At 66.5% G+C, this 13,905-nt stretch carries 12 protein-coding genes; 5 read left to right on the top strand and 7 right to left on the bottom strand.

Going from position 1 to position 13,905, the window contains the following annotated elements:
* Positions 1-452: 452 nt before the first annotated feature.
* Positions 453-1,283, top strand: a complete 831-nt coding sequence (locus AB7O82_RS14585) for a tripartite tricarboxylate transporter substrate binding protein (protein ID WP_428554490.1) — start codon at positions 453-455, stop codon at positions 1,281-1,283.
* 62 nt (positions 1,284-1,345) lie between these two features.
* Here AB7O82_RS14585 and AB7O82_RS14580 read toward each other — a convergent pair whose 3' ends face one another.
* From AB7O82_RS14580 to AB7O82_RS14560, 5 genes are all read right to left on the bottom strand, one after another.
* Positions 1,346-1,699, bottom strand: coding sequence for a hypothetical protein (locus AB7O82_RS14580; protein ID WP_428554493.1), 354 nt, complete (start codon positions 1,697-1,699; stop codon positions 1,346-1,348).
* A gap of 186 nt (positions 1,700-1,885) precedes the next feature.
* Positions 1,886-3,106: an MFS transporter gene (locus AB7O82_RS14575; RefSeq protein WP_428554495.1), complete on the bottom strand. Its 1,221-nt coding sequence runs from the start codon at positions 3,104-3,106 to the stop codon at positions 1,886-1,888.
* A gap of 358 nt (positions 3,107-3,464) precedes the next feature.
* The gene (locus AB7O82_RS14570) at positions 3,465-5,669 is read right to left on the bottom strand and encodes a DUF4214 domain-containing protein (protein ID WP_428619657.1); all 2,205 of its coding nucleotides are present in this window, start codon (positions 5,667-5,669) and stop codon (positions 3,465-3,467) included.
* 165 nt (positions 5,670-5,834) lie between these two features.
* Positions 5,835-6,263, bottom strand: a complete 429-nt coding sequence (locus AB7O82_RS14565; RefSeq protein ID WP_428619655.1) for a lipocalin-like domain-containing protein — start codon at positions 6,261-6,263, stop codon at positions 5,835-5,837.
* A 166-nt stretch (positions 6,264-6,429) separates the two neighbouring features.
* A complete protein-coding gene (locus tag AB7O82_RS14560; RefSeq protein ID WP_428619654.1) occupies positions 6,430-6,843 on the bottom strand; it encodes a phospholipid-binding protein in 414 nt (137 codons plus the stop codon).
* A 224-nt stretch (positions 6,844-7,067) separates the two neighbouring features.
* Here AB7O82_RS14560 and AB7O82_RS14555 point away from each other — a divergent pair, with 224 nt between their 5' ends.
* Positions 7,068-8,663: a long-chain-fatty-acid--CoA ligase gene (locus tag AB7O82_RS14555; protein WP_428554392.1), complete on the top strand. Its 1,596-nt coding sequence runs from the start codon at positions 7,068-7,070 to the stop codon at positions 8,661-8,663.
* A 245-nt stretch (positions 8,664-8,908) separates the two neighbouring features.
* Here the strand turns inward: AB7O82_RS14555 and AB7O82_RS14550 are convergent, their stop codons facing one another.
* Complete coding sequence (locus AB7O82_RS14550) at positions 8,909-9,685, bottom strand: potassium channel family protein (protein WP_428554394.1); 777 nt, start codon at positions 9,683-9,685, stop codon at positions 8,909-8,911.
* Positions 9,686-9,768: 83 nt separating this feature from the next.
* Between AB7O82_RS14550 and AB7O82_RS14545 the strand changes: the two genes are divergently transcribed.
* The 3 genes from AB7O82_RS14545 to AB7O82_RS14535 all read left to right on the top strand — a co-directional run bounded on the left by AB7O82_RS14545 (position 9,769) and on the right by AB7O82_RS14535 (position 12,852).
* Positions 9,769-11,040, top strand: a complete 1,272-nt coding sequence (locus tag AB7O82_RS14545) for a DUF2157 domain-containing protein (protein WP_428619652.1) — start codon at positions 9,769-9,771, stop codon at positions 11,038-11,040.
* Positions 11,037-11,588 carry a GDYXXLXY domain-containing protein gene (locus AB7O82_RS14540; protein WP_428554400.1) on the top strand — a complete coding sequence of 184 codons (552 nt, stop codon included), beginning with the start codon at positions 11,037-11,039 and terminating at the stop codon, positions 11,586-11,588. Before AB7O82_RS14545 ends, AB7O82_RS14540 begins: the two co-directional genes overlap by 4 nt.
* Positions 11,589-11,676: 88 nt before the next feature.
* Positions 11,677-12,852 carry an aminotransferase class V-fold PLP-dependent enzyme gene (locus AB7O82_RS14535; protein ID WP_428619651.1) on the top strand — a complete coding sequence of 392 codons (1,176 nt, stop codon included), beginning with the start codon at positions 11,677-11,679 and terminating at the stop codon, positions 12,850-12,852.
* Between the two features lie 53 nt (positions 12,853-12,905).
* On the opposite strand, the gene AB7O82_RS14530 is transcribed toward AB7O82_RS14535, so the two are convergent.
* The gene (locus AB7O82_RS14530) at positions 12,906-13,502 is read right to left on the bottom strand and encodes a hypothetical protein (RefSeq protein ID WP_428619650.1); all 597 of its coding nucleotides are present in this window, start codon (positions 13,500-13,502) and stop codon (positions 12,906-12,908) included.
* Positions 13,503-13,905: the final 403 nt, after the last annotated feature.

The raw sequence follows: 13,905 nt of genomic DNA, 5'->3' as shown, positions 1-13,905 counted from the left end.
CGAATTCTACAACGGCCCGGCTTGCCACGACGCTGGCATCATTGTCGTCGCCACCACCTTGCGAAACTCATGGAGGCAACGGCACGGCCATCTCGCCTGTCTGTGCCGCCGACCGGCTCTGGGACGATCTTCGCGCGATGACGGGCTGAAGATCGTGCTTGAGCCCGCTTATCCGCGCCAGGTCGCCATGCAGAACCGCCACGAGTGGCACAGGGACCATTCCGCAGGACCCGTATAGGCTATTCCCAAAGCGCGCACGGTTGGACTGCCTGTCCGCGACGTGGCGCAAGCGGAGGACGCCCATGAGATTTCCCCGTCGCACATTCGTGCATCTGGCCGCGGGTGCGGCCGCGTTGCCGACCCTGCCCCGCGTTGCACGGGCACAAGCCTGGCCGTCCCGACAGCCCGTGCGCATCGTCGTCGGCTTTCCTCCCGGCGGGGCCACCGACATCATGGCGCGCCTGATGGGTGACTGGCTGACGCCGCGCCTGGGCCAGCAATTCCTCGTCGAGAACAAGCCCGGCGCCAGCGGCAACATCGGAATCGAGATGGTCGCCAAGTCACCCGCGGATGGCTACACACTGCTTACGGTCGTGACCCCGGTCGCGATCAATCCGGCGCTCTTCAGCAATCTCCCCTTCGATTTCCTGCGGGACATCGCACCGGTCATCTACCTCGCGCGGCTGGCCTACGTCGTCGTGGTGCATCCGTCGGTCCCCGCCGCGACGCTCCCCGAGCTCATCGCCTATGCCAAGGCCAACCCGGGCAAGATCAACTACGGGTCGGCCGGCGCCGGCACGCCGCAGAACATCACGTGCGAGCTCTTCAAGATGATGAGCGGGGTGAATCTGGTCCACGTCCCGTACAAGGGCGGCGCGCCCGCGGTCGCCGATCTGGTTGCCGGCCACGTGCAGGTGATCTTCGCTCCCGTGTCGGAAGCGATCCCGCACATCAAGGCCGGCAAGCTGCGCGCCCTGGCAGTCACGCCCGCGAAGCGATTGGACGTGTTTCCGGACGTTCCATCGGTCGGCGAATTTTTGCCCGGCTACGAGGCCACCGGCTTTGCCGGCATCGGCGCCCCCATGGGCACCCCGGCCGCAATCATCGATGCGCTGAACAAGGAGCTCAATGCCGGCCTCGCCGATCCCAAGATCAAGACGCGGATCGAAGAGCTGGGCGGCACGGTGGTTGGAGGCACACCTGCGGAATTCGGGAAGATCATCTCGGACGCCACCGAGAAGTGGGCAAAAGTGATCAAGTTCGCGGGCATCAAGGCCGAGTAGCCGGGCACCCGACCCGCTGACAGCGGCGCGCCGCGCGCGGCTCCCGGCAGGTCCGACAGATCCTACGGGAAATCGGCGACTGCAACCTGGTCCTGGTTCGCTTGCCGGGAAACGGAAAAGATCTCCGGATGAGCGTCGAATACGTGGCTGTCCCACCTGTAGAGCTCGTGGCCCGGCAGGCGAACAAACGCGATCTCGTCTTCGAGCCATAGCAAGATCCATTGACGCCCATCCTGGCATGTGGCGACCTCTCCCAGGTGGTGACCACGGTCTACTTTCAGGACATGCGGACACGGAACGCCGTGGCGCTGGAGGAACTGCCGCGCCACTTCGCGGAGATCCCATGGGTGGGCGCTGACCGAAACGAGAAGCATTGCGAGAGCTACGAGCGCCGGAGCCGGCCACTGCTTTTGCATCGCATCCTCTACCGTTGATCGAGACCAGGAGTTCGAGCGGATTGAAGCATGTCATCGTGGCTTTGGCGTCAGCAGAGCGTGAATGGCGCGTGATAACGTCCAATGGACGGCGCCGACGCCGAGCCCACGAGCTCCCGCCTTGGCCGATGGGCGACGAAGCACGCCCGCCCAGTCGGTCGGTCCGGCTCAGCCCGCCGCGGGCGCCGGCCGCGCGTCCGACGGCGTCCGGGCGGGGCCGCCGAACACGATCTGCACGATGCCCGCGACGATGCCGATCGACACGCCGATCCGCCACGCGAGGTCGTAGTTGCCGAACGCGTCGAAGATCATGCCACCGCCCCAGGCGCCGGTCACCGAGCCCATCTGGTGGATGACGAACGACACGCCGAGCAGCGTGGCCATGTTGCGAGTGCCGAACAGGTCGGCGACGTAGCCCGAGACCAGCGGGATGACGCCCAGCCACAGCATGCCCATTGCGGCGGCAAAGAGGATCGTCGTGGCAGGCGTCGGCGGCAGCAGGAAATAGATCGTCAGCACGACGGACCGCGCCAGGTAGGTCAGGCCCAGCAGGACGTTCTTGGCATGGCGCTGGCCCAGGTAGCCGGCCAGCAGGCAGCCGGCGATGTTGATGCCGCCGATGATCGCCAGCGCCGTGGCGCTGAGCATCGGGTCCTGGCCGCACAGCGCCAGATAGTTCGGCAGGTGCGTGTTGATGAAGATCAGCTGCAGCCCGCAGACGAAATGCGTGGCGCACAGCACGACGAAGCGGCGGTTGCGCAGCGCCTCCGCGATCACCCCGGCGACCGACGCGCGCGGCGCCGTCGGCTGCGGCACGCGATCGACCCGGCCGGTGATCATCGCCGCCGGCACCATCGCCAACGCCAGAAGGACGAACAGCACGCCGCCCCATCGCCAGTCCCACGCCCCCAGCAGCGCCTGCAGGGCGGGCGCGATCACCAGCGTGCCGACCGAGGAGAAGGCGCCCACGATGCCCAGGATGATGCTGCGCCGCTCGGGCGAGGCGGCGCGCGCGGTCGCGGTCATCGCCAGTGACGATCCGGTGCACGCGATGCCGATGCCGATCAGCGCCTGCGCCAACACCAGAATCCAGACACCGTTGGTGGCCGTCATGATCGCCATCGCGGCGACATAGGCGATCGCCCCTAGCACCATGACCGGCCGCAACCCCCAGCGATCGGCTACCGCCCCCAGCGGCGCCTGCACCAGGCCCCAGACGATGTTCTGAACCGCGATCGCGAAAGTGAAATCCGACGCCGACAGGGCGAGCGCCTGCGTCATCGGCGGCAGGAAAAGCCCCAGGCACTGACGCATGCCCATGGCGAGGCTCATCATCACCGAGGCGGCGATCAGGATCGGCAGGGCGTTCGCGCGCGTCGCGGCGGTCATGGCTGGCACGTTTCCTCTTTCGGGCCAGCCTGCCCGGGTTGACCCTCAGGTCAAGGCGCGCGCGCCGAAGTCGTTCGCCCTGCGGTAGCGGGCTCAGGCCGCCCGCGGCGGCCGCGCGACAGCGCCCGGCAAACCTTGCAGCGCACATTTTGCCGGAAGAGGAAGTCGTACGCTGGGAGCGCACCATTTAGCGCGCCACTCCATGGCGTTCATGCGGACCGCGGGCGTCTCGCCCGCTCAAAATTCATGAGCGGGCGAGACGCCCGCGGTCCGGAAGAGCATTATCGCCCCGAGTGACGCACAAATTGAAGCGCACCCGGCGGATGAAATTCGCTTCGGTCGATTCCAAGGGCATTACCTACGCCTGCTCGACCGCCACGCCCACGAGCAGAACCACCAGCACCGCGCTGTCGGGCGACGCGGCCGTCGCGGCGAAGTCATCGATGACCCGGAGCGCCACCTGTAAGCTGGCGGCAGTGCCATCGACATCGGCCATGACCGTCTTTGCCCAGGCGACATTGCTGAGCCCCTCGGTCACGGCGTAGTCCATGCCCACGGCGTTCTTGTTCGCGAGGTACTGAGCATCGGCGGAATCGCCCGTGGATGCCCGCGCACCGTGGATCACGGCCAGCATGAACGCCTCGCGGCTGATGCTGCCGGTATCGAGATCGTGCGCCCAGTACTCCAGACCCGGCGCATCCGGGTCGCGTCCGAGCATGTTGTTGTAGACCCGGGTAATGAACGCCTCGGTCGACTGGTCTTCCGGATAGGCAGCGAGCGTCTCGGGCTGGGCGAAGAAGCTTCCGGCAATCTGCTGCAAGCCCATGCCGTCAGCCATCCTGCTTGCCCAATAGAACAGGCCCAGTGCGTCCGGCGCCCTGTCGAAGTAGGCGATGTATATGTCGGTGAGTTCGGTCAAGTCATTCGCCGGCACCGACGCGGCCTTGGTGAACCAGGTCGCGTCCAGCGTCTGGTCGGTGAACCGGGCCAGCTCGACGCTCACCAGGGTGTCGAAGCCGTCGGCTCCGACCCTGTCCTGTACCGTGACCGTGCCTGGACCGACGACGAGCTTGTAGTGGCTCGACGCGGCCGAGTAGTGAGCCGAATCCATGCCCTCGCCGCCATCGACGAAGTCGTTACCGCTTCCCGCTCGATCGAGATCGTTGCCGCCGAACGCCCTGAAGAAGCTCGCGAAGTCCGCGAAATGATCCTGGCCTTCGGTCAGCGAGTCGAGAACAGCGCCGTCATCGAAGAACTGGTCGTCGCCGGCGTCGCCGAACAGGGCATCGTTGCCGGGCCCGTCGATCAGGGCGTCGTTGCCGGACCCGCCGTTCAGCGTATCGTGGCCGGCATTGCCCGAGAGCACGTCCGGTCCGGCGCCGCCCGAAAGTCGATCGCTGCCCGCGCCGCCGGCGATCAAGTCGGAGCCCTGCCCGCCATCGGCGACATCGTCGCCCAGCCCGCTCAGAAGGATGTTGCTGCCGTCGCCCAGCCACACCTGGTCGTTTCCGGCACCGGCGAGGACGAAATCGTCGCCGGAACCGAGGCCGATGAAGTCGTTGCCCGCGCCGCGAAAGTCGGTGTGAAAGGCGAGCGATGCCGCCGAAAACGCGGCGAGCACGCCGTGCAGGTTCGTGGTCGCATGGACAGGATCGAAAAAGGCGGTCAGCTCGAGCGGCGGGGCCGACGGGTTGACGGCGAACTCGATGCCGTTGCCGAGCAGCGTCGGCTGCTCGAGGTTCTGGAATCCGAAAATTCCGGGATCCGCGCTGACCTCGTCCGCCATCCTTGCGAGGTCGACGACGCGGACGTCCCGGCCCTGCAGGCGCAACGCAAGCGCACCGGCCATCAGCCCGCTGTTGACGAGTCCGACCGCGGTATCGGCGATCGCCTGGAGCTCGGACGGAAGCCCGCTGATGATCGGGAAGAATCCGGCCGCGGGCAGCGTCTCGAGGATGACCGTGCCGATCCCATGGTCGAAAGCGGTCTGGGCGACGGCGAGATTGGCCTGAACGATCTGTCCGGCCAGCTGCACCATGCCGATCAACGCCAATGGATTGCCGGGGTCGAAGGTGGCGGCAAGGGCGCGCAAGTCGTTGAGCCCGATCATGCTCACGAGCGCCGACTGCGCCGAAGGCGGGCGGGCCGAGATCACCGCGAGGAGATCGGCGACCTGGCCCGGCAGGTTGATGTTGTGATCGAGCACCGCTTCGATCGCCGCCCGCTGATCGGCCGGCAGCGGGGCGATCGCCGCCTGCACCAGGTCTCGAAGCGCCGGACCGGCGGCATCGAGGAGCGTCTGCATGCCCAGCGCCTGGGCACCACCGAAGGCGAAATTGAAGAGCGTGGCGCCGAGCAGGTCCGCGGTGATCTCGGGGAGCACCGGTCCGTTGGAGAACTTCCCTGCGTAAGGCGGGCTGACCGGGATGGGCTGCAGCCCGGTCGTGTCGGCGCCGGCGGCTGCTGCGAGGGCGAGGGCCAGACGGCTCAGCTCGAAAATCCCGCCGCTGTCGGACAGGCTGTCTCCGACTGCATAGATCTCGTCGAACAATGGGGTTGCCATCGGCTTACCTCCGCTGCTGAAACGTCGGGAATTTTCTCAAGCCTGCCAAGCTTCGATCTCACGTACCTCGCTGATCATGAGGCAACAGCCCGATGGCGACACCGTCCCTGCCCTGAGAGCCGCGACCTTGACGAGATCGGCGCCCCGACCGTCATTGGGGGGAGGCTACCGCGTGGAAATGCGCTTCCACTCCACCCGAGTGACTACCTCCACACCCTCTCGCATCCGGCTGAAGGACAGGAACAACCTGCCGTTTTCCATCCTGTACTGCCTTCGCAATTCGCCCGACGCCTGCGGTCCGTTAAGGGATGTGGCCACGTTGTGGACGATCTCACCTTTCTCGCCATCCACTCGATAGGTCCCGAAATACGCTGTGAACTGCCTTAGAAACTCCGGTGGAGTCGGCTTACCAGCAGCCTCGTTGCGCCGCTCGCCCACGATCATGGCAATCACCTGGCCGGACTCGCCGTATATGAGCCTTCCCGACGGATGAGGGCCAAATGTCTCGAAAGTGCTCCCGTCCGGCCGCTCCGAAACGAGCGAGACCAGTTCCCATGCACCAACGGGCTGCACGATTCCATCGCCGCCGGTCATTCCTGTCTCCACTCAGGTTACACAACTGACATCGTGTTCCTTTGAACGTGGAATGCGCAGAACGACCCAACGTTCCCGACAGAACGCAAGAGAGCGGCAGCCCGGCGGATCTTTGGATTTTGTCAGGTTCGATGATCACCGAAAGCTCCGGGCATCGAAGCCGTTCTCACGGATAGTTCTTGATCACCCGCGTCGTGCCGAGCACCTTGCCGCCTGCGTCGCGGGCGGTGACCGTCCATTCGTAGCGATGGGTCTGCGGCGGACAGGGCCCGACGAACTGGAATGCACCCGGGCCGATTCGCGTCTGGCCAGTGTAGCGCACCTTGCCGCCGCCATGGTTGAACCTCGGCGCGTCGAGATCGACCATTCGGAACTCGAGGTCGACCGTACCAGCTGGCACGCCCGCCACCGCAAACGCCGGCGAGGGACTCGTGATCGGCTGACCGGAGCAGGCCTTGATGCCGTCCCAGGTCGGCGTCACGGCGAAGCCGCCCTGAGCGACCGCAACGGATGACCAGAGGACCACCCATGCAGACGAGAGCAACGCTCCGCAGCCGTACAGACGGCGTTCTTCTCTCACTCCCGCCTCCCTTGCAGCGCTTTCGTCCGGGTGCGCACCGGCGTGTTGCCGCTACGCATGGCATGGCCGCCCCGGTCGCGCAACTGGCCGGGCAAAGCCACCTATCGATATTGAGGCTCACTACCGAATCGATTGTGCCGGGCGCGGCCTTCTTGCCCGCGCCGACGACGCCAGCCTAGAGTGAGCCCCGGGCCGGATGCTCGGCATCCGCATATCGGGGGGCAATGACGACTCAAGGAACTCTATCGTGGCCGTTGAGGCGCGCCGTGGCGACGCGTCCGGACGGCGAGGCGATTGTCGACGGCGAAACGCGCCTCACCTACGCGCAATGGGCTCGGCGGGTGCGCGGGCTCACGGCTGGTCTGCGCAGCCTCGGTCTCGGCACGGGCGATGTGGTCGCCTCGATCGGTCAGAACACCTTCAGGCACCTGGAGTGCTGGGTTGGCATCCCCCCGGCGGGGATGGTGCTCAACGATCTCAACTACCGGCTCGCCGTGCCCGAACTGGAATTCATCATCAACGACTGTGCAGCCCGGGCTATCGTCGCCGATGGTGCGTACCTGGAGGTGGCCCGCCAGCTGAAGCAACGATGCTCCTGTATCGAGTACCTGGTCTACTTCGGAGCCGAGCCGGCTCCCCAGGGCTGGGTCCACTGGGACGATTTGTGCGCAGCAAAGCCTCTCGACGAGGAGCACCCCGAGCTTGCCCCGATCGGCCCCGACACGCTCGCGGCCATCTCCTATACAGGCGGCACGACGGGCCTGCCCAAGGGCGTGATGCAGAGCCATGGCAACCTGCTGGCCAATGCAAAGCACATGCTCATCGCCAATCCCCTGCGGTCGACGGACCGGTTCATCCATGCAGCCCCGATGTTCCACGCCGCCGACGCGGCGACGACGTTCGCGTTGACGTTCATGGGCGGTACCCATGTGTGCATCCGCGGGTACGAGCCCGAGCTGTTCGGCAGGGTCGTCGAAGCCGAGCGAGTCACCGTGGCCCTGATCGTTCCGACGATGATCAACATGCTGCTCAATCATCCGGCCACGGTCACCCGGGACCTCACGTCCTGGCGTTTGCTCATGTACGGAGCGTCGCCGATGCCGGTGGAGCTGCTGCTGCGGGCCTGCGAGCTGCTGCCGTGTGACTTCGTCCAGCTCTACGGGATGACGGAAGCGTCGCCTCTCGTGACGTCTACGCAGCGCACCGACAATCGCGACGGCGCCCGCGGGATCGAGCCGGCAAGGAGCCGCCTCGCCAGCTGCGGACAACCGGTCGTCGGGGTCCAGGTCGAGGTCCGCCGTCCCGACGGATCGGTGTGCGCCCCCCGTGAAATCGGCGAGATTCATGTGCGGGGCCCCAACATCATGCAGGGCTATTGGAAACGGCCCGAGGAGACGGCCAACGCCCTGATCGGCGGCGGCTGGTACAGGAGCGGCGACGTGGCGTGGGCCGACGAGGACGGGTACCTGTTCGTCGTGGACCGAGCCAAGGACATGATCATCTCGGGCGGTGAGAACGTCTACACGACCGAGGTCGAGAATGCCGTGTTTCAGCATTCCGCCGTCCTCGAGGTCGCGGTATTCGGGATTCCCCATGAAACTTTCGGAGAGATGGTCCATGCCGAGGTGGTCGCCAAGCCGGGCACCTCGATCACCGTCGAGGAGATCGTTGCCGTCTGCCGGGAGCACATCGGCGGATACAAAGTCCCGCGGTCCGTGACGATCCGCAGTGAGCCGCTGCCCAAATCGGGGGCCGGGAAGATTCTGAAGCGCAGTCTTCGCGATCCCTACTGGGAGGGCAGGGAACGCGGAGTAAGCTGACGCACGACAACGCCCGGCGTCGCCCGATCTCCCCTGCCAGTCCCGCAAGGTGCATCGTATCGAGTCGCGCGACCATGCCCCCTGCCCTGCCTCCGCTCGGCGCTGCCGTGCGGTTTGCGCCGCCGTGCGGCACGAATTCGCTCTCGCGGACGATTTCCTCACCGTGAATCACGGCTCCTATGGGAGAGGTCCTTCCACTGCACCTACCTTCGACTTTGTCGACCTGCCGCCCTGCTCCGGCCGAGTCAGGAGGCACCTTCGTTCGGTATGTGCAGGAGGCGCCCGCAGTGCTTGCAATGGACGGCATCGATGTCGTGCACGAGAAGGCCGCAGTCCGGGCATTCGAAACGCACCTTGTTGGGCCGGAAAATGGCCTGGAGCAGCCGCAGGAAGAGGCCGACGCCGACGAACATGATGCCGATGGCGAGCAGCTTGCCACCAGGACCCTGGAGCGTCACGTCGCCGAAGCCAGTGGTTGTGAGCGTGGTGATCGTGAAGTAGAGCGCATCGACATAGTTTGCGATCTTCGGGTTAGCCGCATGCTGGGTGACGAACACCAGCGATGTGACGATGAAAATGAAAACGCCGAGATTTACCGTGCGCTGGATGACATCCTCGTGCAGGCGGAACCAGTCCGATTCCGAACGCAGGTCGCGCAGCAGGTGGTAGGAGCGCAGCAGCCGCAGCGCGCGGACGATGCGCAGGAACGCGAGGTTCTCGGCGAAGGCTGCGAGCAGCAGCGACAGGATCACCACCAGGTCTGCCAAGCTGGCGAAGCTCAGCAGCGCCTCGCGTCGGTTCGCTTCGGCGTAGCTTCGCGCGGCGAACTCGATCGACAGCAGCACCGCCAGGACGAGGTCGAGGGCGATCATCCACCCCTCCTCACTGGCGAACGAAGAGAGGAGGAACACCGATATGGTGGCGATGTCGAACGCGACCAGCCCGTAGCGAAACCGGCGGGCCTCTCCGTCGGCCCCGAAGTAGAGATGCTGGAGCTTCTCGCGCAAACCGGCGGCGGTCATGTCATCGGCTTGGTAGCACCCCCGGCCGATCGTTGCATCCTGCAGCTTCGCTCTGACGGGATCCGCAGCGCATCATCATTCCATTGCTTCGGCGCCCTTCTCGGGACGCCTTTGCCGTGCCAGGGCAACCATGGGCCTGCATCCAGATCGCACGCAAGCAGGTTGTGGCCAGTCAACCATTGCATGAAAATGATACAGTGATCGCGGAACACTTCCTGAGGCGATGGCGGAGCGCAGGCCTGATCGACGACGGCGCGGTGGAGCGAATCGGCGCCTGGGAAGCTGCCCATCGCCGGCCACTCTGGCTCTGGGCGCTGTCGGGCATGGGTGCCCTGGCCATCGGGCTCGGCCTCGTGGCAGTGGTCGCCGCCAACTGGGAAGAGATTCCGGCCGGGGCGAAGCTCGCAGCCGATCTGCTGCTGACCGGCCTGTGCGCGGGCTTCGTGTTTGTCGCCTGGCAGCGCGACCGGGAATGGCCGCGTGAGCTCGGCGCCCTGCTGCTCTTCGGCCTCGTGATCGGCAGCATCGCCCTGGTCGGACAAGTCTACCAGCTGCAGAGCGATCCATGGCAGGCGTTGGTGACGTGGCTGGCCCTTGCCACGCCGTTCCTCGCCCTGGTTACCTTCTCGCGCCTGGTCGGGGCCCTGTGGTTTGCCGCAGCGGTTCTCACCTGGTTCTCCGCCTATGAACCGCTCGAACGCTTGATCGGAAGCCTGGCCTCGAGCGCTGCCAGAGGCGATCTGTTCCTTCTGCTGCTCTACCTGCCCGCCTGCCTGTTGGTCATCGTCGCGGTCCTGCGCCGACGCTGGCCACCCGCCGAAGACCAGGGCGAGCTGATGCTGAAGCTGGCCGTGGCGGGGCTCGTCGGTGCCGTAAGCACGACGGTGGTCGCAATCGATTCGCGCCTCGTCAGCCAGGTCGCGCCGGTCGAGATCTGGCTGGGCACGGCCGCCACGCTACTGGCCGCAACGGCCCTTTGGATCGGCGGCAGCGCGACGCAGCGGCGCCCCATGATCGCGCTGCTGGGCGTGAGCTTCGGGATCTGGGCCGCCGCCCTCCTGCTCGCGCGCGCGTGGAGCGCGGAGCAGAAGGCCGGGTTCGAGGCCATCTTCGGCTTGCTCTTCATCGTCTACTGGGCAGCGATCGGCTGGCTGGCGGCGCACGCTGGCCAGCGCGTCCTGTTCGGCCTTGCGTTTACCGTCATCGCCATGCGGCTGCTGATCCTTTATCTCGAAGCGATCGGTGGCCTGACCGCGACCGGCCTCGGCCTGATCGGCGGCGGCGTGCTCTGCCTCGTGTTGACCTGGATTGGCTGGCGGTTGACCAGGCGCCTGGGGCGCGGGGCGATCCCGTGAGGCACAAGGCTGCGGCGCTGCTCGTGATCGCGGCGCTGGCGCTGCCCCTCGTGGCGCTGGCGGCGATGATCGGCCAACAGGAATGGTTGCGCAGCCATGCCACGGTCCTGACCGTGGCGGTGCGTGGCGTCGATCCCCGCGACCTGTTGCGCGGCCACTACCTGACTGCGGCTTTCGAGTGGAGCTGGGAGAGCCCGCCCGGGACCGACGGCCGGATGGTTGCGGGCGCGCTCTGTGTGATCGCGGTCGATGCGCAGCAGCGGGCTCGCGTGCGCTTCGTTCCCGACTCGACCGGAGACCAGCCGACTTTGGGCAGCTGCCGATTGATCATCCCCGGAAGGCTGTGGGGCAAGGACACCTTCGTGCCAGCCACCATCGACACCGCCAACGGCAGCATCAAGCTGTTCGTGCCGGAAGCGCGCGCCGGCGAGCTCGAGCGGCTGATACGCGAGCGGCCGGGTGCCCTGACGGTCGATCTTGCGGTCCGTGCCGACGGCCACGTCAGCATCCAGGCGCTGCACATCGACGGTCAGGTTCTGGGGCGCTGAGCGTCGATCGTGCGCACGACAACGCCACGACGTCGCCCGGTTTCCGCCTGCCAGCAATGGAAGTCCCATGCTATCGAGTCGCCCGACCATGACCCCTGCCCTGCCTCCGCTTGGCGCCGCGGTGCGGCGCGAGTTTGCCCTCAGCGATGATTTCCTCACCGTCAATCACGGCTCCTACGGTGCCACGCCGCGCTCGGTGCTGGCGGCGCAGGAGGCGTGGCGCCATCGCATGGAGGCGCAACCGACACGCTTCTTCGCGCAGGAGCTGCCTCAGGCCTTGCGCGCCGCCGCGGGGCGCCTTGCGGCGTTCGTCGGCGCCGACGGCGAGGACCTCGCTTTCGTTAGCAACGCCACGATGGGATGCAACGCCGTGCTGCGCTCGCTGCCGTTGGTGCCGGACGACGAGATCCTGTGCCTGGGCCACGTCTACAACGCGGTGCGCAACACCATGCGCCATGTCGCTGCCGAGCGTGGCGCACGGCTCGTGGTGGTGGATCTGCCCTTCCCGCGCCCCGATCGCGCTGAAGTCCTCGCGCCGCTCGACCAGGCGCTGGGCCCGCGCACGCGACTCGCCGTGCTCGACCACATTTTCTCAGGCTCTGCCCTGGTGCTGCCGATTGCCGACATGGTGGCGCGCTGCCACGCGCACGGCGTACCGGTGCTGGTCGACGGTGCGCACGGGCCGGGCCAGGTGCCGCTGGACTTGTCGGCTCTTGGTGCCGACTACTACGTCGGCAACTGCCACAAGTGGCTGATGGCGCCCAAGGGCAGCGCCTTCCTGCACGCCCGCCGCGACCGGCAGCCCGGCTTGCACCCCGTCACCATCTCGCATGGCTTCGGGCAAGGTTTCGTTGCGGAGTTCGACTGGACGGGCACCGACGATCCCAGCTCCTTTCTGGCGCTGCCGGCCGCCCTCGACTTCTTCGCACGGCTGGGCGGCGCGGCGCTCATGGCGCGCAACGCGGCGCTCGCGGCCGCTGGCGCCGATGCGATGGCAGCGCGGCTCGGCACCGAGGTCGGCGCGGCCCGCGAGATGAGGGGCGCGATGGGACTGGTCCGGTTGCCTGTGGAGGGCGCGGCCAGCCAGGAGCAGGCGCGCGCCCTGCGCCGCGCGCTGCTGGCAGCCGGTACGGACGCGCCGGTAAATGCGATCGGCGGCGCCCTTTGGCTGCGCCTCTCGGCGCACGCCTACAACGAGGAAGTCGACTACCAGCGGCTGACGGCACTGGTGGAGACGGTCCTGGCGAATCGATACCCGGGATGAGGGCGACGCGTGGTGTCACCGCATCTTCGACTGGTGGCGTGCGAGACACTACACTAGCGAACCGGCGTGATCGCGAAGGCCGAGCGTTCGCTGAAAACCATGGAGATCATGTCGCCGGGCTGGAACTTCGCCAGCTCGAACTGTCCCTCGGGAGTCTTGATCCACGGCGAGCGGACGATGCCGCCGCCGTTGGGATCGACGATCTCGACCTTTCTGGCTGCCATGTCGACGCGCACCACCATGCCTTCCAGCAACCACAGCCTGGCCCGCATCTGGGTGCCCGGGAGGCCGGGCGCACGCGCAGGATCGCGCACCATCTCGCGCGCCATCTCCGTCACTTCGGGAGTGGTCTTGGCGACGAGGTAGTCGGTGACGCGATAGTAGCGCACGTCGACCAGCTGGCCCGGTTTCAGGCCGGCGAAATTGGTAACGCGATCGATCGCCTTGAAGGTAAGCGTATCGCGCTCTGGACTCTGGACCACGACCGTGCGCTTCGCCGGATCGATGGCCAGGATGGTGCCGCGGATGGCGATTTCGTCGACCTTGGTCAGTTCCGGTACTGGCTCCGAACGAGCACTGCCGGCTGCGACGCCGGACGAAACGACAGCGGCAAAGGCCATCACCGAACGAACAAATGCACTTCTGAACATGAACCCTCACGTGCGCGTCGAGTGATGTGCGCGCCCGACTGCAACTTTTATGGCGGCCCGATAGCCCGACCTTGACCTGCCTCAAGTCGGTCAAGGCGGCGTACCTGCCGTCGCTCTCGCCGCGCTGGCGCTCGCGGGTGGCGCAAAGCCGTCGGCGACAGTCACGACATCGGCCGGATCGATGAAAGTCGGCACAGTCTCCTCGCCCGTCTCGTTGTGGCAGACACGGACCGAATTCGTGCCGTCCTTCCGCTTCGTCCAGCAATCCTTCTTCCCTCTATTGCAGACACACCGCAACGGCGCCCGCGCGCCGCCGCCAACTAGGGCCTCATGCGCTGGGAGCGCGCCACTCCGATGGCGCTCCTCCTGATGACTACACGTCCCATGAGCGCCATCGGAGTGG

Origin of the sequence: Reyranella sp. (assembly GCF_050185545.1) — a bacterium.
Taxonomy (GTDB): Bacteria; Pseudomonadota; Alphaproteobacteria; order Reyranellales; family Reyranellaceae; genus Reyranella.
The sequence above is the reverse complement of the archived record's forward strand: the minus strand, read 5'-3'. Positions and strand labels throughout refer to the sequence as shown.